This window comes from Calorimonas adulescens, assembly GCF_008274215.1.
Taxonomy (GTDB): domain Bacteria; phylum Bacillota; class Thermoanaerobacteria; order Thermoanaerobacterales; family UBA4877; genus Calorimonas; species Calorimonas adulescens.
In genome coordinates this window covers 1-23,882 of record NZ_VTPS01000012.1, presented here as the reverse complement: position 1 = coordinate 23,882, position 23,882 = coordinate 1, and the positions used below count along the sequence as shown (strand labels likewise).

Sequence of the window (23,882 nt, the reverse complement as noted above, 5' to 3'; positions counted from 1 at the left end):
ATTATATATTAAAGGTGATCCAATGGATAAACTGCTGGAGATTTTGATGGAAAAACGTGGTAAATATATCTCTGGAGAAGAGTTGAGTTCTATCCTCGGGATAACCAGGACGGCAGTATGGAAGAGGATAAATGCCCTCAGGGAAAGAGGCTTTGATATAAAGGCGGAGACAAAAAACGGATATATGTTGCAGCAGGCCCCAGACCTGCTTCTGCCTGACCTTGTCGGATTTTACCTCAAGACCGATGTACTGGGGAGGGAAATAGTATACTATGATTCCATAGGGTCTACCAATGAGGTGGCTAAAGGCCTGGCCATAGGTAACTGTGATGAGGGCACTATAGTGGTGGCTGAAGAACAGGTATCAGGTAGGGGAAGGATATCCAGGGGATGGTACTCGCCTAAATTTGAAGGGATATACTGCAGCATTATTTTAAAGCCATCTGTTCCCATAAGCGAGATACCAAAACTTACCCAGCTTATTGGCCTTGGCATAGCCCGAGCCCTGCAAAAACGGGGCATAAATCCACTCATAAAATGGCCCAATGATATAGTGGTCAATGGCAAGAAGGTATGCGGCATACTCACAGAAATGGCTGCAGAGATGGATGCTGTTCATTATGTAATTACCGGCTTTGGCTTAAATGTTAATAACAGGCGTATTCCTGGAGAGATAAGTAGCATAGCCACATCCCTGTATTTAGAGAGCGGAGAAGAGTTCTATAGACCGGAGCTTCTGGCGTCAATACTGAAGGAAATAGAGATAATATATACTGCATATAAGGGTGGAGACTACAATGGATTTATTTCAGAAGTAAAAAGTATGTCTGCCACCATAGGCAGGAAGGTAAGGGTAATAAATGGTCGTATGGAATATACGGGTACAGCAGTGGATATATTACCATCCGGGGCGCTGCTTATAGAACATGATGACGGTGAATTAACTGAGGCGCAGGCAGGAGATGTCAGTGTAAGGGGGGTTATGGGGTATGCATGATGATAATATACTTGCAATAGGGGATGTTAAACTAAATGGTAGGATTTTTCTTGCACCCATGGCCGGCGTGACTGACCAGGCTTACAGAATAATAGTCAACCAGATGGGCTGCGCCTTAAAATATACTGAAATGATTTCATCAAAGGCGTTGGTGTATGGACATAAAAATACAAGAAGCCTGCTTGACTATGATGCAAGAGAGGGTATGGTTGCGGTACAGATCTTTGGCCATGAGCCGGAAGTAATGGCCCAAAGCGTGCAACTTCTAAATGATTCTCCATTTTGTATTATAGATATAAACATGGGGTGTCCTGTGAAGAAAATAACAAGCAATGGCGATGGGACTGCATTGATGAAAGATCCTGTGCTGGTCAGGGAGATACTCAAGGCTGTGGTCAGCGTGTCTGTAAAACCTGTGACAGTCAAGATAAGAAAGGGATGGGATGAGTGGCATGTAAATGCGGAAGAGATTGCATCTATTGCTGAGGAGTGTGGAGTAAAGGCTGTAGCTCTCCATGGAAGGACAAGGGATCAGTTCTATTCCGGGAAGGCCGACTGGGATATAATAAAAAAAGTTAAAGAGGCCGTTGGGATCCCTGTGATAGGAAACGGTGACGTGGCCGAACCGGAAGATGCGTTAAGAATGATGGAATATACAGGATGCGATGCTGTAATGATTGGCAGGGGAGCCATAGGGAACCCCTGGATATTTAAAAGGGTAAACACATTTTTGGAGAGTAATATGCTGCCACCTTTGCCTTCACCGGTTGAGAAGATTGATATGGCTGTATATCATCTCAAACTGGAAGGGTCCATCAAAGGGGAAGGAAAAGCTGTAAGGGAGATGCGTAAAATAATTAGCGAATATATAAGAGGCCTCAATGGAGCAAGAGCCATGAGAGATGAAATAAACAGGATTGAGTCCATGAGCGAGATGCTGGAAAGGCTGCTAGATTATAAGGCGGAGCTATCTTCAATATATCATTGAATCAGATGCAGCAACCTGTCTGCATGGCTATGTCATAAGGTTGTCTGGTAGCAGCACAGGTGCCAGGATTTTGCCGGCATACACAAGTGACTGACTGCAAGATCATTCTTGATTTTCCACAAGGAAAGATTTACAATATATACATGCAGGTATTATGAGCACAAAATGTGCACAAGGATGGTGTTTATGAGGCCTATTCGCATCGGTGACAAGACTGTTGATGCCGACAAGGTACATAGATTGATAGACGAGATGCTGGACATGAGAGTAAGGGGACTTTCGCAGCAGGAGGTAGCAGAACACTTTCATATAGACAGGACCTTTATTTCTCGCCTTGAAAACCTGGGAGAGATAAAGAAGGGCGGCAGCCTGGCCCTTATTGGTTTTCCTGTAAAAAATAAAGAGGAGCTGGAGTCCATAGCAAGGGGAAATGGGGTTGAATATGTATTTCTTCTTTCAGAAAAAGAACGATTGGACTTTGTGAGCAGTATGGATGGCGTACAGCTATTTAATCGAGTTCTGGATATCATAGCCATGTTGAGAAATTTTGATAAGGTTATTTTTCTTGGTTCAGATAAGCGTACAAAGCTTGTGGAAGCCATACTGGGGAATGAGGTGATTACTATAGATATTGGAGAATCACCAATCACCCATGACGTGTATGTGGACCCTGGTATGTTTATGGCGGTTATTAACACACTAAAAGGATAGGAGGCACCATGTTGAAAAGGGTTGTAAGTATCAGTATCGGTTCATCTACGAGGGATCATAAGGTAGAGACAGAGTTTCTCGGACAAAAGTTTGAGATACAACGCATTGGTACTGATGGTGACATAAAAAAAGCTGTAGAGATGATAAGGGAGCTGGACGGTAAGGTTGATGCCTTTGGTATGGGAGGAATAGACCTTTACCTTAGAGCAGGTAAAAAGAAGTACATTATAAGAGATGCTCTGCCGCTTAAAAATGCTGCCAAGATAACACCCATAGTGGATGGTTCGGGGCTTAAGGATACTTTAGAGAGAAGGGTTATAGAATACGTAGATAGAGAGGTAATGCCACTTAAAGGAAGGCATGTGCTCCTGGTCAGCGGATTGGACAGGTTTGGTATGGCACAGACTTTTGAAAAGCTGGGATGCGATCTCATACTTGGGGATGCCATATTTGCACTGGGTATTCCAATGCCGGTGAGGTCGTTAAAGATGCTATATTTCCTTGCCTCCATATTAATGCCTGTGCTTTCCAGGTTACCTTTTGAGGTGCTGTATCCTACCGGTGAAAAGCAGGAATTTTCAAAATCAAAACATGAAAAATATTATCAATGGGCTGATATCATAGCAGGCGATTACCTGTTTATAAAGAGGTACATGCCGGATGATCTCAATGATAAGGTGATAATCACCAATACCGTTACGGCAAAAGACGTGGATGAGTTGAAGAAAAGAGGCATCAGGACGCTGGTGACCACAACTCCGGAGCTTAATGGTAGGTCTTTTGGGACAAATGTAATGGAGGGCGTGCTCATTACATTGGCTGGGAAAAGGCCTGAGGACATGAGTCCTGAAGACTATAGAGAAATGTTGGACAGGATTGGATTTACACCAAGGGTTGAAATGTTAAAAACTGTATAGAAAGGGAATGATTATCATGCATAGATTCGCTTTTATAATTCATCCTATAGAGACGAGGGATGTCACAAGAAAGTATGCCTTTATGAATAAAATACCTGAAGGTGTGATAAAGCAGATAACGAAGTTGATGCCGCCGCAGAAGGTATCAAAAATAACCGGTGTAAAGAGCCCATACGGAGAGACTGAAGGCTGGTTTATAGCTGTTCCGCTGGTATCGGACCAGATGCTTTCTCTTCCTGCAGATGTTGTGACAAAAAAAATAATAAGGGCCGGGAAAATTGCAGAGGAGCTTGGTGCTGAGATTGTAGGGCTGGGGGCTATGACCTCAGTGGTAGGAGATGCCGGATATACAATAGCAAATAACCTGAATATAGCTGTAACTACAGGAAACAGTTATACTGTGGCTACAGCATTGGAGGGGACCAAAAAAGCTGCTGAGATCATGGGCAAAGACATTGAGGGATGCAATGCAGTCGTTATAGGAGCTACGGGCTCTATAGGCAGGGTTTGTGCAGAACTTATGGCCAATCAGGTATCAGGCCTTACGCTGGTATCCAGGAGTGTAGAAAAACTAAGGGACTTTGCGGGATATTTATACGAAAAGACAGGTGTTGCAGCATCATTGACCAGTGATGTACATGAAGCATTGAAGAATGCTGACATAGTAATCACAGTCACCAGTGCGGTTGATACTGTAATTGAACCTATGGATTTAAAACCAGGTGCAGTGGTTTGCGACGTGGCCAGGCCGAGGGATGTGTCCAGGGAGGTAGTGGAGGTCAGAGATGATGTCCTTGTTATTGAAGGCGGAGTGGTTGAGGTGCCAGGAGATGTTAATTTCAACTTTAACTTTGGATTTCCTCCAAAGACCTCCTATGCGTGCATGGCTGAGACTATGGCCTTAGCTATGGAGGGGAGGATAGAGAACTTTTCTATGGGCAGGGAACTGTCTGTGGATAAAGTAAAGGAAATTTATGAAATATGTAAAAAACATGGATTTAAATTAGCTGGTTTCAGGAGCTTTGAAAAAGAAGTAACTCGGGAGCAGATAGAGAGGATAAAGGAAAATGCTGCTAAAAAAATAAAGAATTATCAAGCTTGACATGTTAAGCACACTGTTTTATAATAAACACATTAAAAATAACACACAAGCACTGCCTTTTGCAGTGCTTGTGTGTTAATCTATTGCATATGGATATTATAAGTGATTGCATTATATGAAGAGGGGAGAGCTTATGAGCACCAATAAAACGGTAGTACTCACTTATGAAGGGTTAAAAAAGTATGAGGAAGAGCTGGAATATTTAAAGTCAGTAAAACGTTTGGAGATTGCTGAAAAAATAAAATTAGCCAGGTCATATGGAGATTTGAGTGAGAACTCTGAATATGATGAGGCAAAAAATGAGCAGGCCTTTATTGAGGGAAGGATTGCTCAGATAGAGCAGATGCTTAGAAATGCGAAGGTAATAGATGAAGAAGACGTATCTACCGAGTCTGTCAATATCGGGACAACGGTGCGTGTCCTTGATAAAGAATTTAATGAAGAGGATGAGTACACCCTGGTCAGCTCGGCAGAAGCCGACCCTATGCACAATAAGATATCTGATGAGTCACCTATAGGGAGGGCACTGATGGGCCATAAAGTTGGAGATGAGGTCGAGGTTGAGATACCGGATGGTATAGTACGGTTAAAGATACTGGACATAAAAAAATAGAGGAACGGAGGCGACTTATGGAGACATCTCTACCAGCAGATTTTAATGAACTTATGAAGGTAAGACTTGAGAAATTGGAAAAACTCAAGGAAGAGGGAAGAAACCCTTTTGAAATTACAAGGTTTGAGCGTACACATTTTACCAGCGATATCAAGGAAAAATTTGAGGAACATGAAGGCAGGTCTGTAACCATAGCAGGAAGACTTATGGCAAAGAGAGGTCATGGTAAAGCCACTTTTGCCGATCTGAACGACAGGTTCGGCAAGATACAGATATATGTAAAGCAGGACGAGGTGGGCGAGGAAAACTATGAGCTCTTCAAGACCATAGATATAGGTGATATACTTGGGGTTACAGGTGAGGTCTTTAAGACGCACATGGGAGAGGTATCGATAAAGGTCACCGAATTTAAGCTTTTGGCCAAGTCAATAAGGCCTCTCCCGGAAAAGTGGCACGGCCTTAAAGATGTGGAGATAAGATACAGGGAAAGGTACACTGACCTTATAATGAACCCAGAGGTAAAAAGGACGTTTGAAATTAGGAGCAGCATAATAAAATATATGCGCAGGTATCTGGATGATAAGGGGTTTATTGAGGTGGAGACACCCATACTGGAAACCATACCGGGTGGAGCCAACGCCAGGCCGTTTATTACGCATCACAATGCCCTTGATATAGACATGTACCTCAGGATAGCCACGGAATTAAGGCTAAAAAGACTCATTGTCGGCGGGTTTGAAAAGGTATATGAAATAGGAAAACAATTCAGGAATGAGGGTATAGATATCAGGCACAATCCCGAGTTTACCACTATTGAGCTCTATCAGGCCTATGCCAATTATGAGGATATGATGGACCTGACGGAGAATATGATTAAAAATATTGCTCAGAATGTGCTTGGCACCTTGAATATAACCTATCAGGGCAAAGAGATAGACCTAAGCAGGCCATGGGAACGGCTCACAATGATAGATGCGGTAAAAAGATATGCTGGTGTTGATTTCAATGAGATAGACACTGATGAAGATGCTCAAAAGGTGGCAAAAGAACATAATTTGGAGTTGGAACCTGGAAAGACTACCAGGGGACATATTATAAATGCATTCTTTGAGGAATATGCTGAGCACGAACTCATAAATCCTACATTTATTATAAACTATCCTGTAGAGGTATCACCTCTGGCCAAAAGGATACCAGAGGACCCCAGGCTTACCTATAGGTTTGAACTCTTTATAAATGCCATGGAGATGGCCAACGCCTTCTCAGAGCTCAATGACCCGCTGGACCAGAGGGAAAGGTTTATTGAACAGGTAAAGGCCCGGGAGGCTGGTGATGAAGAAGCGAACATGATGGATGAGGACTTCTTAAAGGCCTTGGAGTATGGTATGCCGCCAACCGGTGGGTTGGGTATAGGTATAGACAGGCTGGTAATGATTCTCACAGACTCCTACTCGATAAGGGATGTAATACTATTCCCGACGATGAAATTAAAAGAATAAGGAATGGTAGGTAGGGAAAAAAACAGAACTTGTGAAAAAAACTCACAGGGGTTTTCCATGAGGTACTGAATATCCATGGAGAGACATTTAACGTGCTTATAAATGTAAACAGCATAGACAATAATGGTATAGGTGGAAAACTCTCATCTGAAAAACATAAGGAGGTAAAAGAATGCACAGGGGCTGTCCTCGTGATACATGAGTAGTGTATCACAAAGATAGCCCCGTGGCACCTTTTATTTTCTTTTAAAACTAGAAAGAACGCCATAGCCAAGCGAAAGCATCAAGCAGCAGGTAATACTCTTGTTAAAGAATAATGAACCGTATATTAATAAAAACTCAATAATAGATAAAAGTGCAAATGGAATGATAAATATCAAAAAACGATTGCGATCGAAATATAGCTTCCTGCCCTTACCATTTTCATTTTACATGTATAATTTCACTTTGTCAGCGTTATTTTATAAAATTTTGTATAATTGTACTTATTAAATAATATCCTATAATATATATTTTGCTAAAACAAAATCCTTTGAGCCGTTATTTCGATTAAATATTGACTATAAATTGCAAACAAGTGCATTGACAAAAATAAAAAAGTATGTTAGATTTATCTCAGAGTAGAAGGTATACATGTATATACAAGTAGCTGTTTGCTGGAGATAAACTTAAATATATAAAATAAAAACGAAAAGGGGATGTGAAATGATAATCATTGGAGAAAAGATCAACGGCACCATACCGAGAGTCAAAAAAGCCATAGAGGAGAAAAACGAAGACTTCATCCGTGATCTGGCGATAAGGCAGGCGGAAGCGGGGGCAGACTACATAGATGTATGTGCCGGTACTGCCCCGGAAGTGGAGTTGGAGACATTAAAATGGCTGATGGACATTGTTCAGGATGCAGTGGATAAACCTCTTTGTATCGACAGTCCCAACCCAAGGGTCATAGAGCAGGTATTGAAGTATGCAAAAAAGCCCGGCATAATCAACTCAGTATCTGAAGAAAAAAATAAATGTGAAATTATTTATCCATTACTGAAAGGTACCCCGTGGCAGGTCATCGGCCTGACGTGTGACAACCGGGGCATACCTTCGGATGTTCAGACCAGGTTAGATATAGCCAAAATACTCGTGGAAAAAGCTCAAAAATATGATATAACGCCAGACCGCATCTATATTGACCCACTGGTTATTGCACTGGCCACGGATACCCAATCCATGCATAAATTTGTGGAAGCCATGGTTGGTATAAAGAAGATGTATCCTGACATAAAAATCACTTCCGGTCTCAGCAATATTTCTTTTGGTATGCCCTTGAGGAAAGTAATCAATCAGAACTTCTTAATCATAGCTGTTTTCAATGGGATGGATTCCGCTATAATGGACCCATGCAACAGAGAGATGATGACAATGCTAATGGCTGCCGAGGCAATAGCTGGCAGGGACAAATTTTGCAGAAAATTCTCCAATGCATATCGGAAGGGTCTCATCGGTCCTGTAAAGGAAAACGATCCCTCAATTAAATAAGGATACAAATTTAGCGTAAAAATTTTTGTAACTATATCAGCACTATTTAAAAATGATGCAAGTGTTTTTGCAGAGCGACTTGTGCAACACCAAAAGCAGCACCCGGAGCGGTTAAGGTAACCGGGCGGCGGAATAAAACGGATGACAGATGAAAGTCACATAAAAATCAGAGATATACCTAAAAATATTTGTTCGTATAGCAGTTTAATGCTGCATTTACAGTGTCACAAGCCCGGTCTTGAAAAACCCCAGTGCTGTTGGTGCAAACTTGGGATGAGCGAAAAAATACTGCATCGGCAAGTGACGCTGAATAGTTACAAATTTTTTATAAATCAACTGTATAAGGAGGCGTTATAATGGTCTACAAATCCGACATTGAAATTGCCCAATCGGTGAAACCCAAAGATATCCGTGAGATTGCGGCAAAACTCGGTCTTTCAGATGAGGACATCGAACTGTACGGCAAGTATAAAGCTAAGGTTGATTACAGATTGCTCAAAAAAGGTACTGGCAAAAAGGCCAAACTGATTTTAGTCACTGCCATAAATCCTACTCCTGCCGGAGAAGGAAAAACTACCACCACTATCGGAGTTGCTGATGCGCTGTCAAGATTGGGGAAGAAAGCAATTGTAGCTATACGGGAACCATCTCTGGGGCCTGTTTTCGGAGTAAAAGGTGGCGCCGCTGGCGGAGGATACTCCCAGGTAATCCCCATGGAAGACATAAATCTTCATTTTACGGGCGATATACATGCCATAACTGCTGCTACCAATCTTCTGGCAGCCATGATTGACAACCATATCTACCAGGGCAATGAGCTGAACATAGACCCCAGGCGTGTAGTCTGGAGAAGGGCTATAGACATGAACGACAGACAACTGAGATTCATTGTAGACGGCTTAGGAGGCAAAGCCAACGGCATGCCCAGGGAAGACGGCTTCGACATCAGCGTGGCCTCGGAAGTCATGGCAGTTTTCTGCTTGGCGATGGACATAAAGGACTTGAAAGAGAGGCTGTCGAAAATAGTTGTAGCGTACAACATGGACGGCGCCCCGGTAACTGCAGGGGATTTAAAAGCCCACGGCGCCATGGCAGCACTGCTCAAAGATGCGCTTAAACCAAATCTGGTGCAAACTCTGGAAGGTACACCAGCCTTTGTACACGGAGGTCCGTTCGCAAATATCGCCCATGGGTGCAACTCTGTGATTGCTACGAAAATGGCCATGCACCTGGCGGATTACGTGGTTACTGAGGCCGGTTTCGGTGCAGACCTTGGAGCGGAAAAATTCATCGACATTAAGTGCAGGCACGCGGGGATAAAACCAGATGCGGTGACCATCGTAGCCAGCATAAGGGCTCTGAAATATAACGGCGGTGTGCCTAAATCCGAACTGGGCAAGGAAAACCTGGAAGCCCTCGAAAAAGGTCTGCCTAACCTGCTAAAGCATGTGGAGAACATCACTCAGGTCTTCCATCTGCCGGCTGTGGTGGCTATAAATAAGTTCCCGCAGGATACTGAAGCTGAACTGGAACTGGTCAAGGAAAGATGCAGGGAGCTGGGTGTCAATGCAGTGCTGTCCGAAGTTTGGGGCAAGGGCGGCGAAGGCGGTATAGATTTGGCACAGGAGCTGCTCCGGCTGATAGAAAACAACCACAGCGAGTCAGTAACATTTGCATACGACCTTGACATGCCTATAAAAGAAAAGATAAGGGCTATTGCCCAGAAGATATACGGAGCACGGGATGTAATATTTACAGACAAGGCCTCAAAAGAAATCAGCAATATGGAGAAATTCGGATTTGGGAAATTGCCGGTATGCATGGCCAAGACCCAGTATTCTCTGACGGATGATCCTTCAAAGCTTGGTAGGCCTACTGATTTTGACATTACTGTAAGGGACGTGACCGTATCGGCTGGAGCAGGATTTTTAGTAGCCCTGACAGGAGACATAATGAAGATGCCGGGCCTTCCCAAATCGCCGGCGGCTGAAAAAATCGATGTGGATGAAAATGGCGTGATTTCAGGATTGTTCTGATTTGGCTAAATATAGGATGAGTTTAAAAAATGAGTGATAAGCGAGTATATGTAGACGCTCACATACACATATCTCTGAATGGAGAAAACTCGAGGAAACTGCGTGCAGAGTTTAAAGAGAAGAAGTATGATTCTTTAAAGGATATACTCTGCCAGTACAGGGATAACAACATTTTAATACTTCGTGACGGTGGTGACAATCTGGGAATGTCACTGGCAGCAAGGGATATAGCCCAAACGCTTGGAATTATTTATAAGACGCCAGGATGGGCGATTTATAAAAAAGGGGGTTACGGCAGTTTCCTCGGCAGGCCTGTGGAAGATATTTCGGAATTCAAGGAGAGCTTCAAAGAACTTCTGAAGGTGCGGCCTGATCATTTAAAGATTATATTGACGGGCCTGGTGGATTTTGAATCTTACGGTCAGGTTGGCGGCATATTTTTCACTTTTGATGAACTGTATTATATGATACAGAGTGCAAAAGAAAAAAATTTGCCGGTGATGGTGCATGCAAATTCATCGGAGGCAGTAAGAATGGCAGTGTTGGCTGGGGCTGACACAATAGAGCACGGATATTTCATTACCGAAGATGAACTTTATCTGATGAGGGAAAGAAACACCGTGTGGGTGCCTACTCTGTCTCCACTGGGCAACATAAAAAGCTGTGACCAGAGATATTCAGGACAGATTTCGAATATACAAAGAATATATGAAGGACATTTGTGGAAAATAAAAAAAGCGCTGACCATCGGTGTGAGAATTGCTGTTGGAAGCGATGCTGGCTCTTACAGAGTCCATCACGTTACGGGCTTTTTTGACGAGGTTATGCACTTACAAAAATGCGGCATATCAAAGGACAAAATATATGAGATGTCTTTTGAGAATGGCATTAAAGCTTTGGGTATTAAAGTGAATCAGGGTACCATCCCCTGATTCACTAACCTTACAAGTGGATTGGAAACCAGGACTGATTGACACGAAATTTTTGCGAACCCGGTAAATTTCATAATTAATAGGGATTAACAAGAAGGGATCGATGTGCAAGATTATCTGTGTTGGGGAGGAGTCGATTAAATATATGAATATACTTTCACCGGCCGAGATAGCCTCCGTATGGATTGAAAATGGGAGAAAGAAAGCGAATTTATCTGTAGATAAGATGCTTTTACTGGGGATACTTGCAGGCATATTCATAGGATTTGGCGCAAATGCCAGCATCGTTGTGACGCAAACACTCGAGAGTAATGTAGATGTAGGACTGGCAAAGTTTTTCGGGGCTTCGGTATTCCCAGTGGGTCTGATGCTGGTAGTAATAGCAGGCGCAGAGCTTTTTACAGGCAACAATCTGATGACTCTGGCACTGCTTGATAGAAAAATAACTTCAGGGAAGATGCTCCTTAACTGGTCGATGGTATATATAGGGAACCTTGTTGGTTCCGTTGTTCTGGCGTGGTTGCTAGCAGAGTCAGGCCTGTACAGTTCAAAGTTTTTGGTGGCAAAAGCTGTGAGTATTGCGGTTACCAAGGTATCTCTTCCCTTCATGCAGGCATTTATCAGAGGGATATTGTGCAATATGCTGGTAGTTCTGGCCTGTTGGATGCAGGCTGGTTCAAAAGACATGACCGGGAAAATTTTGGCTCTGTGGTTCCCAATCATGCTCTTTGTCCTTTCCGGTTTCGAGCACAGCGTGGCAAACATGTTTTTTATTCCATTGGGAAAATTCCTTGGTGCTGATGTCACATGGGGACAGTTCTTTATAAATAACATAATTCCTGTCACTCTTGGGAATATTGTCGGTGGTGCGATGATAGTGCCGTTTACCTATTATTTATGTTATGTAAGACGTGCCAGTCTACCGGAGAAAGAATCGATGCAAATATAGACCAAAAATTATTGTTTCGACTATTCGCATCTGATCTTCAGTATTTGGAAAGACATGAGGCCAGCAATAGAATGTAAAGCGCAAAATGAGATATTGAAAGTGGGAATAAAACTAAGTGGAAGGAATGTCCGAGCCGCTGTAAAAGGGCCTTTGCGGTCTCTTCCACTTTTTTGTCTTGTATTCCCCGTGAATCATTTTTGTAAGCCTATAAAGATAGGGCTTCTTTCGTTTTATTGATTTTAGTCTCTTCCAGAAACCTCAGGTACTTACCTTCTTTATTTTTCACCTTATTTTTCACCTTTGCTGGAGGCAAGAAGAGTGAAGGTAAGTCCGTAAGCATAGGCGCCTTTCACCTTTTTATTGACTCAGTGCCACCGATGATATTTGCCCACGGGTCGTTTCTACTCATTTGCAGCCTGCATTTGCATTTCCGATAAAGCTGCATAAGGTTATACGACTGCATCAGTATAATTCAAGAAAAGCCAACCCGGTTTCCAGACACTGCCTGTAACATTTGGGGTAGGCACCCTGTCTGTTGGAAAATGTCTGCTGATATCACGCAAAAAGACGACATAGTTTGGTTCCAGCAACCAATCGGCTTTGCTTACAATGATGGACTTATCGTTTGAAAAGTCAATCAGCTCTTTGTACTGTTTGTTGAGTTTGCGGACATTGCTCTTAATGTGTGCTGGGGTGTGCATTATGTGCATTTCGACCTTCCTGGAAAGGTTTCCCACCATGGCGGTGCCTATCCATAGCAGAACTATCGATGTATGGCTTGCCTTCTGTGTGTGACTCGTGGCGTTTATCTGGAAGAAATGCCACACATGCCGGCTTGCTGGCTGTGGTGTCAAATCTGATGTAAAAAGTGACCTTTTCCTTGCTTAAAAGCTCTCTTATCTCCTCCCATGGACTGTTTGTTTTATAAGACCCCTTCCTTATTAAGGTATCTTAAACATTTTTTATCTGTGCTGCTCTCTTTTGCAGTTTTATGGATATGTAATTTAAATATGATGATGAGGTTTTTAAAAACCTAAGGGTACTTAATTCAAACCTGAGGTTATGTAAGAGTGCCTTAATCCTTTTTTATATGGTATAATATTGTTATGTTTATGAATTAATAGCAGGGAAACGCAGCAATAAATTAAGTCAGACATGGTGTAAAGCTTGACAATTTAGGTGGTTACATGCAGTACCTGACAGGTTTTGCAGTAGAGTCAAGCATCTGGCAAAAATTTTAATTAATAAAGATGGAGGGGGTTATTGCGGTGAGAGATGAGTTTAAAAATGAGTGTACAATTGATTTTTCAAAGCCGGAAATGGCTTCTGAGCTGGAGAAGGCCATTGCAAAGGTGGAGGAATCCTTTGGGTCTAGGTATCCCATTGTCATAGCCGGTGACCATATACTCTTAGATGATTATATAAAATCGATAAATCCTTCAGATACACATGAGGTAGTAGGGTATGTGTCTAAGGGGACAAGGGAATTGGCAGACAGGGCTGTGATGGCGGGTAAGCTGAGCTTTAAGTATTGGGGTTCTCTTTCTGGGACGGAAAGGGCCAGATATCTATACTCGTTATCCAGCGTTTTTAGAAAGCGAAGGGTAGAGCTGGTTGCTACAATGATGATAGAGGGTGGCAAGACATGGCCTGAAGCTGATGGGGAGGTGGTAGAGGCCATAGACTTTCTTGAATATTATGCCAGGGAAGCCGAAAGGATGGATGCTGGAGAGGACCTGGTGAGGTTGCCTGATGAGGATAATGAGATGATATATATCCCCCTGGGCGTAGGACTTGCTATACCACCGTGGAACTTTTCACTCTCCATCTTGACAGGTACTACCATTGGACCGGTGGCTGCAGGGAATACTGTGATACTAAAACCTGCCAGTGCCACACCTGTGATTGGCGCTAAGTTCATGGAGATGGTGGAGGAAGCAGGTTTTCCGGACGGGGTTATCAATTTCCTCCCGGGTAGTGGCAGTGAGATTGGTGACTATCTCGTCTCACATCCCGATATACACTTTATTGCCTTTACTGGTTCTATGGAGGTTGGGATACATATATATCAGGAGGCAGCAAAGGTAAGGCCTGGCCAGGCCCATCTGAAAAAGACTGTCATAGAGATGGGCGGCAAAGACGCTATAATCGTCGACAGCTCGGCAGATCTTAAAAAAGCTGCAGAAGGTATAGTAGCTTCGGCGTTTGGGTTTCAGGGTCAAAAATGTTCTGCCTGCTCCAGGGCAATAATCCTTGAGGACATATATGATGATATGGTGGAAAGGATAGTGCAGCTTACATCGAAACTGGAGGTGGGAGACCCCAGGAAACTCACTGTAGATATGGGGCCTGTTATAGATGATGCAGCCTATAAAAAGATAATGAGTTATATAGAGATAGGTAAAAATGAGGGAAGATTGATATATGGTGGAGACAGGGCAAGGGATAATGGGTATTTCATAATGCCGACAGTCTTCAAAGATGTTGCCCCCGATGCCAGGATAGCCCAGGAGGAGATTTTCGGGCCGGTTCTGTCCATCATAAGGGCAAAGGACTTTACTGATGCCTTGAATATTGCCAATAATACCGTATATGGCCTCACAGGATCTGTATATTCAAAAACTCGTGAGCATTTAGAGAGGGCCAGGAAGGAATTTAACGTTGGAAATCTATACTTTAACAGAGGCTGCACGGGTGCACTGGTTGGCGTTCATCCGTTTGGTGGTTTCAAACTTTCTGGTACAGACGCAAAGACTGGTAGCCATGACTATTTAAAGTATTTTATGCAGCCTAAGGTAATCTCGGAAAGATTTTAAAAACATTATCCACGATGTGACTTTGTGATATAATTGACTACTGGGGGTGTCCATATGAATGTAAGATGCAGGCTGTGGATTGAGGAGAATGACAGGTATGTAATGGGTGATGGGCTTTATGAGCTACTTGCAGCCATTGATGAACTGGGTTCAATAAATAAGGCTGCAGCAAGTCTTTCAATGTCTTACAGAAAGGCATGGGGTAAGATAAAGGAGTCAGAGCGTTATCTGAATAAAAAGCTTGTGGAAACACGTGTTGGCGGCAAAAGAGGGGGTGGTGCAGCCCTTACAGATAAGGCCAGGGATATCTTAAAAAGATATAGTGAGCTTAAAAGACGGGTTTTAGCAGACATAGAGGGGTCATTTGAGGAAGGATATGACGTGTAGGCCTAATAGGTATGTTAATTGTTTAACAATTAATATGGGTTATTTTGTATGGCTCCATTTTATGGCAAGCGATTCATTTAAAGCAGCTTTTATGTCCATTTTTTAAATGACTGGTTTATTTTATAAATATATCCTTAAAAGGGGGATTTTTATGTCGAAGCTTAAAAATATGGAAGATGAGATAGACCTCTCGTTGATTGAACCTATACTTGAGGAGTATGGGGATGATAAGGGCTCACTGATAACCATTTTACAGGAAACCCAAGCTATATATAACTATTTGCCGGCAAAGGCACTGACATATATTGCTGAAAGGATGGGAATTTCTGAGGCCCAGGTGTACGGGGTTGCTACATTTTATGCTCAGTTCAGATTTAGACCTGTTGGGAAATATCTTATTATGTGCTGTCAGGGTACTGCATGCCATGTCAACGGCTCGGAGAATATCCTTACCGCTTTGGAGGATGAGCTGGGAATAAAGGTGGGCGAGACGACCGATGATAAACTCTTTACCATTGAAAGCGTTGCATGTCTTGGGTGTTGCAGCCTGGCACCTGTGATGATGGTGAATGGCCAGGCCTATGGTCAGTTAACCTTAGACAGAGTGAAAGAGATAATAGCCGATTACAGGTCAAGGGGGTAATGTTTATGTACGAGATAAGGGTAGGCTTGGGAAGCTGTGGTATAGCAGCAGGAGGGCTTGAAGTATATGACGAACTGTTAAAAGAAACCCAGGGCATGGATGTAAAGGTCTATCCTACTGGCTGTGTAGGTATGTGCTATAAGGAGCCACTGGTAGACATAATAGATGAAGATGGAAGAACAGTGACATATGGCAACGTGAAACCAAGCATGATAAAAGAGATAATAAAAAGCCATATAATGGACGGTAAGCCTTTACTCAAGTGGGTAGTAAGGGATACAGAAGGTGAAAAGAAATATGACAATTATATGGATAAACAGGTAAAAATAGTTTTAAGAAACTGTGGCCAGATAAATCCAGAAGATATAGAGGACTATATCAAGGTTGGTGGATATAAGGCAATACAAAAGGCACTTACCATGGACCCCTATGACATAATAGCAGAAATAAAGGAGTCAGGTCTGAGGGGAAGAGGGGGAGCTGGCTTCCCAACATGGCTAAAGTGGAAAAACACAAAAGAGGCCCCGGGTAATCCAAAATATATAATATGCAATGCTGACGAAGGAGATCCAGGAGCATTCATGGACAGGAGTGTACTGGAAGGAGACCCCCATTCAGTCTTAGAAGGAATGATGATAGCGGGATACACCATAGGGGCTCAGGAGGGTATAATATACGTAAGGGCAGAGTATCCAGTAGCAGTAAAAAGGTTAAAAATAGCTATAAAACAAGCTAAAGACAGAGGATATTTAGGACAGAATCTGTACGGTACCAACTTCAGCTTTGACATAAAGATAAGACAGGGGGCTGGAGCTTTTGTCTGTGGAGAAGAGACGGCACTTATAGAATCCCTGGAGGGTAAGAGGGGGATGCCAAGGCTAAAACCACCATACCCTGCCTATTCAGGATATATGAGGAAGCCTACAGTGATAAATAATGTGGAAACCCTCGCTAACATAGCGTGGATAGTAACCAACGGTGGCAAGAGGTACTCATCCTACGGTACAGAGACATCAAAAGGTACAAAGGTGTTTGCCCTCACAGGAAAGATAAAAAGAGGTGGCCTGGTAGAAGTACCCATGGGCATGACATTAAGAGAGGTAATATATGACATAGGGGGAGGCATAAAGAAAGACAAGAAGTTCAAGGCGGTGCAGTTAGGTGGCCCATCAGGTGGCTGTATACCCGAAAGCCTTTTAGATACAGTAGTAGACTATGAGTCTCTCACAAAGACGGGAGCCATAGTAGGTTCTGGCGGAATGGTTGTAATGGATCAGGACACCTGCATGGTAGATACAGCGAGGTTTTTCATGGACTTTATAGTGAAGGAATCATGTGGAAAGTGTACCCAATGCAGGCTTGGCACAAGACGCATGTTGGACATACTGGATAGGATATGCAATGGCCAGGGCCAGGAGGGAGACATAGAGCTTTTGGAGGATCTGGCCCATATGGTGCAAAGTACTGCCCTCTGTGGACTGGGTCAGACAGCACCAAACCCCGTACTCACCACCATAAGATACTTCAGGGATGAGTATGAGGCCCACATAAGGGATAAAAAGTGTCCTGGTGGTAGGTGTAAGGAACTCATACACTTTAGTATAGATCCTGAGAAGTGTACAGGATGCAGGTTATGTGAGTTGAAGTGCACGTCGCATGCCATAACGGGTGAATTCAGAAAGACATACCATATAGACCCGGATAAATGCACCAAATGTCATACATGTTATGATGTATGCAACTACGATGCTGTTGTCATAAGCTGAGGGGGGATATTGATGATAAGGCTTAGTATAGATGGTAAACAGGTGTACGGTTATAAAGGGCAGACTATCTTGGAAATTGCGAGACAGAATGGTATAGACATACCAACCCTATGTTTTGATGAAAGATTAGAGCCGTATGGGTCATGCGGCATGTGCGTGGTAGAGGTTGAGGGAAGTAAAAAGCTTCTGAGGTCATGTGCTACAGAGGCAGCGGACGGTATGGTTGTAAACACAAAGAGCCCAAGGGTGGTTGAGGCGAGACGGTTTACTTTAGAGCTTCTTCTTTCCGAGCACAGGGGCGACTGCAGGCCACCCTGTGTGCTGGCCTGCCCCACGCACTGTGATGCCCAGGGCTATGCTGCGTTGATAAACAACGGTCAGTATGAGGAGGCGTTAAAGCTTATTAAAGAGACAGTACCTCTGCCGGCCAGTGTAGGCAGGATATGCCCTCATCCCTGTGAAGAAGCCTGTAGAAGGGGTATGGTAGATGAGCCTGTCTCTATATGCAACCTGAAGAGGTTTGTTGGAGATTATGACCTTGCATTAGAGAACCCATATATGCCGGAGATAAAGCCATCAAACGGGATGAAGGTTGCCGTAATAGGTTCAGGACCAGCGGGCTTATCTGCTGCATACTTTTTGAAAAAAGATGGCTATGACGTCACCATCTTTGAGAAGATGCCCGAGGCCGGGGGTATGCTAAGGTATGGGATACCTGAATACAGACTTCCCAAGTCTGTGCTGGCAAAGGAAATTTCTCTAATTGAGGAGATGGGTGTTGATATAAGGACAAATTCTGCCCTGGGGAGAGATTTTACCATTGATTCTTTAAAGGCACAGGGATTTGACGCAGTCCTATTGGCTGTTGGGGCGCAGGACAGTTCTTCTCTAAGGGTACCAGGTGAAGATGCAGAGGGCGTCCTAGGTGGAGTTGAATTTCTACGCAGGGTAGCGCTGAACCAGCCGATAGTGCTTGGACGCAGGGTCATAGTTGTTGGCGGAGGCAATACAGCCATGGATGCTGCAAGGACAGCACTCAGGCTCGGTGCTGACGAGGTAGCTGTGGTTTATCGAAGAACTAAAGATGAGATGCCGGCCAGAAGAGAAGAGATAGAAGAGGCAGAGGAAGAAGGCATCAGGTTTATATACCTTGCAGGCCCCAAAGAAGTGGTTGTAGAGGACGGAAAGATGGCAGGAGTAAAATTCCAGAAGATGCAGCTCGGTGAGCCTGACGCATCGGGCAGAAGGTCTCCTGTACCAATCCCAGGGGAAGAGCTTTATATAGAGGCAGACACATGCATAGCTGCAATAGGACAGCAGATAGACTCAACGGGATTGGATGGGATTTCAATCAGCCGAAACAGGATTGTTATAGAGGATGGCACATACAGGACCAGCATACCATATGTGTTTGCTGCAGGAGATGCTGTTACAGGGCCGGATATAGCTGTTAGGGCCATTGCCACTGGAAAAGAGGCTGCCTTTGCCATAGAAAGTTATTTGAGCGGCGAGTTGAAGCCGATAAAATTGCCGTATCTTGTAAAACAGGATGATATCTCAACGAAGGACCTTGAAGGCAGAGAAAAGATAGCAAGAAATCAACCTGTGCTTTTAGAACCTGAGCTTCGAAAGGATAACTTCAGGGAGTATCTACAGACCTTTGACGAGGAATCTGCAAGGGCTGAGGGAGCCAGATGCTTAGAGTGTGGTTGTCTTGACTATTTTGACTGCAAGCTGTATCAGTATTCCAATATATATGACGTTAACCCTGAGAAACTTCCTGGGGTGAAGCCAAAGAGGGAGAAGGATTATTCTGGCGTTAATATATTGAGAGATCCAAATAAGTGCATACTTTGCGGATTATGTGTCAGGGTGTGTGACGAGATAGCTGGCGCTGCCACACTGGGGTACGTAAGAAGGGGGTTTGAGGCTGTTACCAAGCCGGAATTTGAAAATCCACTGGCTAACTCCACATGTATATTCTGTGGCGAGTGTGCCTATGTATGCCCGACGGGTGCTATAATGAGTGTAAACAGCAATACAAAGCCGGTACCCGTGAAGGTAAAGGAGACAGTCACCACATGTACAGGGTGCAGCCTGACATGTCCCGTAACCGTTGAGTCTCGTGGTGACATGATGATAAGGATAAAGCCATATATGGAGAGCGGTCTTGATGAGGCCTTATTGTGCAGGAAGGGTAGTTTCGGCTTTGACTGGGTAAACGGAAAATATGTGGTGGAAGAGCCCATGATAAGGGATAGAGATGGGCTGAAAACTATAGATATGGACAATGCCTTAAGGACTATGGTCAAAGAGGTTATGAGATTCAATTCTGCCAATCATGGAAAACTGGCCCTGCTGGCATCCCCGTCCGTTACCAATGAGGAGGGCCTGGCTGCAAAGAAACTGTTTGAAGGTTTTATAGCTGATAATATGTTCTATACCATAGGCAGGTACACTAATGTAGAAACACTATCATTAAAGGAAATTGAGATGGCCGATGTGGTAATCACAAGGGGGCTGGATATAAAGGACTGTCCGCAGGTGTTCTACTGGGCAAGAAAGGCCATAAAGATGGGCGGGAAACACTATAATGAGGGTTATGATGTCGACATGCTAAAACAGGCCAAAAGGCCCTATGTGGTATATCGTGAAGAGTTGGCCGATGAGATTAAAGAGATGGAGGGATTAAATCCTCGTTTAAAAGCTATTCCCGTGAGGTATGGCGCTAATATAAATGGATTAACTGCTATGGGTTATAATGCAATAGCCCGTGAGGAACTGGCCGAAAAAATTAATAAGGGTGAGGTACTGGGATTGATAACTCTGGGCAATATTGACGGACTCAACCAACCTGCAATGGGCAATTTGCATCTGCTCATTGATATAACTCCAATAGAGAAGGACTTGAGGCCTTATGTAGATATGGTGATACCATTTACATCTCCTCTTGAAAAGGACGGTACCATAGAGAGCGATTATGGGATCAAGAGATTGAGAAGTGCCATTGACAGAAGATGCAGCATGAGGACTCTTTCTAAGATGGCAGAGTATTTTAAGAAAGACATCAAGCAAACTGGCAGTGATCATGAAGAGCATATATACCTGAGATAAATATGTGAAAGACAGGTTTTTACATGAAACCTGTCTTTTTTATGTACCATGTATACAGCAATGAAAATCTCACAGGTTAAATGCAACCTATAGGATGGTTGGAAAAAACAACAATGCTGCTGGTGCAAACTCAATTGAATCTGTGGACAATTCCATAACAATTTATATTTAAACACGACTTATCTGTCAAATCCTGTCTCTATGGAAGACGGCAAGGCTATTCTGTGGCATAGCCGTGCCAAAAGATCTGAGAGGGGTACGAAACAACGGAGGCAACACAGTATATGGCACTGTATATGGAAATAATAAAAAACGATATAAAAGTTGAGGACCTGATAAAACTATAAACAGGAAAAGGGATGCTTTTAGGGTTTATCATCTAATGCATGGTTATAAGCAATTAGAAGAAAAACAAAGCGCTGGAGATGGAAAACGTTTAATCCTTTTCTTTTGATACTATGATAACACTTTACTATAATAAAATAGTAAATTATAATAAAGACATAAATTTTAGGGGGGAGATATAAGTGAAGAGGAGATTTTTATTTGTTATTATAGGTATCTTAATTATGTCAATGGCTTTATCAGGATGCGGCAGCAGTCAAAGCGCAGATACAAATAAGACAAAAAGTACATCAGAGCAACTCACTCCTGTTGAATCGGACGGTTCGTTAGAAAGGGTTAAGCAGGCAGGTAAGATAGTTATAGGTGTGGATGACAACTTTCCACCAATGGAATACCGTGATGATAATGGAGAGTTGGTTGGTTTTGATGTCGACCTGTCGAAGGAGATAGAGAAAGCCCTTGGTGTTAAAATGGAATGGATGCCGACGGATTGGAATGGTGTAATAATAGCGTTAAACTCTAAGAAATTTGATATGATTTTGTCCAGTATGAGCATAACTGAGGAGAGAGCTAAATCTGTTAACTTTACAGATCCATATCTTTATGGTTCTCAGATGATTGTTGTGAGGGGTGATAATAAGGAAATAAATAGCAGCAAAGACCTTAAAGGCAAGATTGTTGGGGTACAGTTGGGCAGCACCAGTGAAGAGGCTGCAAGAAAAATAGATGGTATAAGGGAGATTAAGACATACAGCCAGTACCCGGAGGCTTTTGCTGACCTATCCATAGGACGCACAGATGCCGTTGTAGTTGATGGCATGGTAGGAGGATATTTCCTTACGAAGAACCCTGGCAACTACCGTATACTGGATGAGGAACTGGTAAAAGAACCTGTAGGTATAGCCTTTAGGAAAGAGGATGTAGAGCTGAGGAATGCAGTAAATGATGTTATTAATGAACTTAAACAAAATGGTAAGCTGAGGGAGCTTTCGCTAAAATGGTTTGGTGTGGATATGACACAATAGAGGTGTTCTGAAATGGACATGAGTTTTGTTGTTTCAAACTTGGTTTTACTATTAAAAGGAGCAGGTATGACGGTACAGCTCACTATATACGGCATAGTGATAGGTACTGCAATAGGTTTTCTGGTAGCACTGGGGAAAATATCAGGTATCAGTTATATAAAATGGTTCTGCTCCCTTTATACCTGGCTTATAAGGGGGACGCCTCTTATGATGCAGCTTTTTGTCATATATTATGGATTGCCTCAGGTGGGAATTACGTTAGACCCCATGCCTGCTGCGGTGATAGGCTTGTCCGTGAATTCAGGAGCGTATTTAGCTGAGATAATAAGGGCAGGCATTGAATCCATACCTAAGGGTCAGATGGAGGCGGCAAGGGCATTGGGCATGAGTTATGGCCAGGCCATGCGCAGGGTCATAGTGCCACAGGCGTACAGGAGGCTTATACCGCCAATGGGCAATGAGTTCATTGCCCTCCTGAAAGACTCTTCCCTTGTATCTACTATTGCCATGGTAGACCTCATGAGGGTAGCCCAGCAGAGATACTCTGTAACGCTCAGGCCACTGGAGATATTTGGCATGGCCTGTGTGTTGTATCTTTTAATGACTACAATGTTTACTATCCTATTTGGGCGTCTTGAAAAAAGACTATCTGTATATGAATAGAGGTGGTTTGAGATGCTTATAGCAGAGAATGTATGCAAATATTTTGGCAGTAATCAGGTTCTGCAGAATGTTTCTATGAAGGTGCAGGATGGTGATGTGGTTGTCATCATAGGTCCAAGCGGGTCTGGCAAAAGCACATTTTTAAGATGCCTTTCTCACTTGGAGAGGATTGATTCAGGTAGGATAGTGATAAATGATAAAGAGATAACTAAAGATACAAAGAAGATAAATATATCCTCTGAAGTCGGTATAGTCTTTCAAAACTTTAATCTATTTCCTCATATGACCGCCCTTCAAAATGTGATGGAGGGGCCGGTAACAGTCAAAAAAATGCCTGTTAAGGAGGCAAAAGAACTATCCATGGACCTTCTAAAAAAGGTAGGGCTTGCGGACAAAATGGACTGTTATCCATCCAAACTCTCAGGAGGCCAGCAGCAGAGGGTAGCAATATCAAGGGCTCTGGCAATGAACCCTAAAATAATGCTGTTTGACGAACCAACATCAGCCCTTGATCCCGAATTGGTTGGTGAGGTACTAAATGTTATGAAGACGCTGGCGAAGGAAGGCATGACAATGGTTGTTGTAACCCATGAGATGGGTTTTGCCAGGGAGGTGGCAGATAGGGTGATATTTATGAGTGAGGGCAGGCTTTTAGAGGAGGGTGTCCCGGAGGAGGTGTTTACAGCACCTAAGAATTCAAGGACAAGATCGTTTTTATCTTCAGTTTTAAGCCTTGGATAGGTGCTTTTTTTGATAGTGTAAAATTTTATTAGGTCACTTAGCAGGAAAAATCAGTCTTGATGTAGAAATAAGACCTCACCATCCTATAATCCGGATGAGTATAAAACT

The 23,882-nt window shown here is 43.2% G+C and carries 20 protein-coding genes; 19 read left to right on the top strand and 1 reads right to left on the bottom strand.

Annotated features, from left to right (window positions below; translation table 11 throughout):
• Window positions 1-22: 22 nt before the first annotated feature.
• The 11 genes from FWJ32_RS08610 (at window position 23) to FWJ32_RS08560 (ending at window position 12,274) form a co-directional block, all read left to right on the top strand.
• Entirely contained in the window at window positions 23-997 is a 975-nt protein-coding gene (locus FWJ32_RS08610; RefSeq protein ID WP_149545550.1) for a biotin--[acetyl-CoA-carboxylase] ligase, read from the top strand.
• Window positions 990-1,985, top strand: coding sequence for a tRNA dihydrouridine synthase DusB (gene dusB, locus FWJ32_RS08605; RefSeq protein ID WP_149545549.1), 996 nt, complete (start codon window positions 990-992; stop codon window positions 1,983-1,985). The genes FWJ32_RS08610 and dusB overlap by 8 nt, the downstream gene beginning before the upstream one ends.
• Window positions 1,986-2,171: 186 nt before the next feature.
• Complete coding sequence (locus FWJ32_RS08600) at window positions 2,172-2,696, top strand: helix-turn-helix domain-containing protein (RefSeq protein WP_149545548.1); 525 nt, start codon at window positions 2,172-2,174, stop codon at window positions 2,694-2,696.
• Between the two features lie 11 nt (window positions 2,697-2,707).
• Window positions 2,708-3,613, top strand: coding sequence for a quinate 5-dehydrogenase (locus tag FWJ32_RS08595; RefSeq protein WP_149545547.1), 906 nt, complete (start codon window positions 2,708-2,710; stop codon window positions 3,611-3,613).
• Window positions 3,614-3,629: 16 nt separating this feature from the next.
• Window positions 3,630-4,715 carry an NAD(P)H-binding protein gene (locus FWJ32_RS08590; protein ID WP_149545546.1) on the top strand — a complete coding sequence of 362 codons (1,086 nt, stop codon included), beginning with the start codon at window positions 3,630-3,632 and terminating at the stop codon, window positions 4,713-4,715.
• Window positions 4,716-4,848: 133 nt separating this feature from the next.
• Entirely contained in the window at window positions 4,849-5,328 is a 480-nt protein-coding gene (gene greA, locus FWJ32_RS08585) for a transcription elongation factor GreA (protein ID WP_149545545.1), read from the top strand.
• Window positions 5,329-5,345: 17 nt separating this feature from the next.
• Window positions 5,346-6,827: a lysine--tRNA ligase gene (gene lysS, locus FWJ32_RS08580; RefSeq protein ID WP_149545544.1), complete on the top strand. Its 1,482-nt coding sequence runs from the start codon at window positions 5,346-5,348 to the stop codon at window positions 6,825-6,827.
• A gap of 705 nt (window positions 6,828-7,532) precedes the next feature.
• Window positions 7,533-8,357 (top strand): methyltetrahydrofolate cobalamin methyltransferase, encoded by an 825-nt coding sequence (locus FWJ32_RS08575; RefSeq protein WP_149545543.1) that lies wholly within the window; start codon window positions 7,533-7,535, stop codon window positions 8,355-8,357.
• A gap of 356 nt (window positions 8,358-8,713) precedes the next feature.
• The gene (locus FWJ32_RS08570; protein ID WP_149545542.1) at window positions 8,714-10,393 is read left to right on the top strand and encodes a formate--tetrahydrofolate ligase; all 1,680 of its coding nucleotides are present in this window, start codon (window positions 8,714-8,716) and stop codon (window positions 10,391-10,393) included.
• Between the two features lie 29 nt (window positions 10,394-10,422).
• Window positions 10,423-11,325, top strand: a complete 903-nt coding sequence (locus tag FWJ32_RS08565) for an amidohydrolase family protein (RefSeq protein ID WP_149545541.1) — start codon at window positions 10,423-10,425, stop codon at window positions 11,323-11,325.
• A 145-nt stretch (window positions 11,326-11,470) separates the two neighbouring features.
• A complete protein-coding gene (locus FWJ32_RS08560) occupies window positions 11,471-12,274 on the top strand; it encodes a formate/nitrite transporter family protein (protein WP_149545540.1) in 804 nt (267 codons plus the stop codon).
• A gap of 449 nt (window positions 12,275-12,723) precedes the next feature.
• Here FWJ32_RS08560 and FWJ32_RS08555 read toward each other — a convergent pair whose 3' ends face one another.
• Window positions 12,724-13,101 carry a tyrosine--tRNA ligase gene (locus FWJ32_RS08555; protein ID WP_162523572.1) on the bottom strand — a complete coding sequence of 126 codons (378 nt, stop codon included), beginning with the start codon at window positions 13,099-13,101 and terminating at the stop codon, window positions 12,724-12,726.
• A 441-nt stretch (window positions 13,102-13,542) separates the two neighbouring features.
• Between FWJ32_RS08555 and pruA the strand changes: the two genes are divergently transcribed.
• The 8 genes from pruA to FWJ32_RS08515 all read left to right on the top strand — a co-directional run bounded on the left by pruA (window position 13,543) and on the right by FWJ32_RS08515 (window position 23,774).
• On the top strand, window positions 13,543-15,090 hold the full coding sequence (gene pruA, locus FWJ32_RS08550) for an L-glutamate gamma-semialdehyde dehydrogenase (RefSeq protein ID WP_149545538.1): 1,548 nt from the start codon (window positions 13,543-13,545) through the stop codon (window positions 15,088-15,090).
• A gap of 54 nt (window positions 15,091-15,144) precedes the next feature.
• Window positions 15,145-15,477, top strand: coding sequence for a winged helix-turn-helix domain-containing protein (locus FWJ32_RS08545; protein WP_149545537.1), 333 nt, complete (start codon window positions 15,145-15,147; stop codon window positions 15,475-15,477).
• A gap of 151 nt (window positions 15,478-15,628) precedes the next feature.
• Window positions 15,629-16,120 (top strand): NADH-quinone oxidoreductase subunit NuoE, encoded by a 492-nt coding sequence (nuoE, locus tag FWJ32_RS08540; RefSeq protein WP_238988837.1) that lies wholly within the window; start codon window positions 15,629-15,631, stop codon window positions 16,118-16,120.
• 5 nt (window positions 16,121-16,125) lie between these two features.
• Complete coding sequence (locus FWJ32_RS08535; RefSeq protein WP_149545536.1) at window positions 16,126-17,886, top strand: NADH-quinone oxidoreductase subunit NuoF; 1,761 nt, start codon at window positions 16,126-16,128, stop codon at window positions 17,884-17,886.
• A gap of 12 nt (window positions 17,887-17,898) precedes the next feature.
• Window positions 17,899-21,000, top strand: coding sequence for an FAD-dependent oxidoreductase (locus tag FWJ32_RS08530; RefSeq protein ID WP_149545535.1), 3,102 nt, complete (start codon window positions 17,899-17,901; stop codon window positions 20,998-21,000).
• Window positions 21,001-21,527: 527 nt separating this feature from the next.
• Entirely contained in the window at window positions 21,528-22,370 is an 843-nt protein-coding gene (locus FWJ32_RS08525; RefSeq protein ID WP_203227640.1) for an amino acid ABC transporter substrate-binding protein, read from the top strand.
• Between the two features lie 12 nt (window positions 22,371-22,382).
• The gene (locus FWJ32_RS08520) at window positions 22,383-23,033 is read left to right on the top strand and encodes an amino acid ABC transporter permease (RefSeq protein WP_149545534.1); all 651 of its coding nucleotides are present in this window, start codon (window positions 22,383-22,385) and stop codon (window positions 23,031-23,033) included.
• Between the two features lie 12 nt (window positions 23,034-23,045).
• Window positions 23,046-23,774: an amino acid ABC transporter ATP-binding protein gene (locus FWJ32_RS08515; protein WP_149545533.1), complete on the top strand. Its 729-nt coding sequence runs from the start codon at window positions 23,046-23,048 to the stop codon at window positions 23,772-23,774.
• Window positions 23,775-23,882 lie beyond the last annotated feature (108 nt).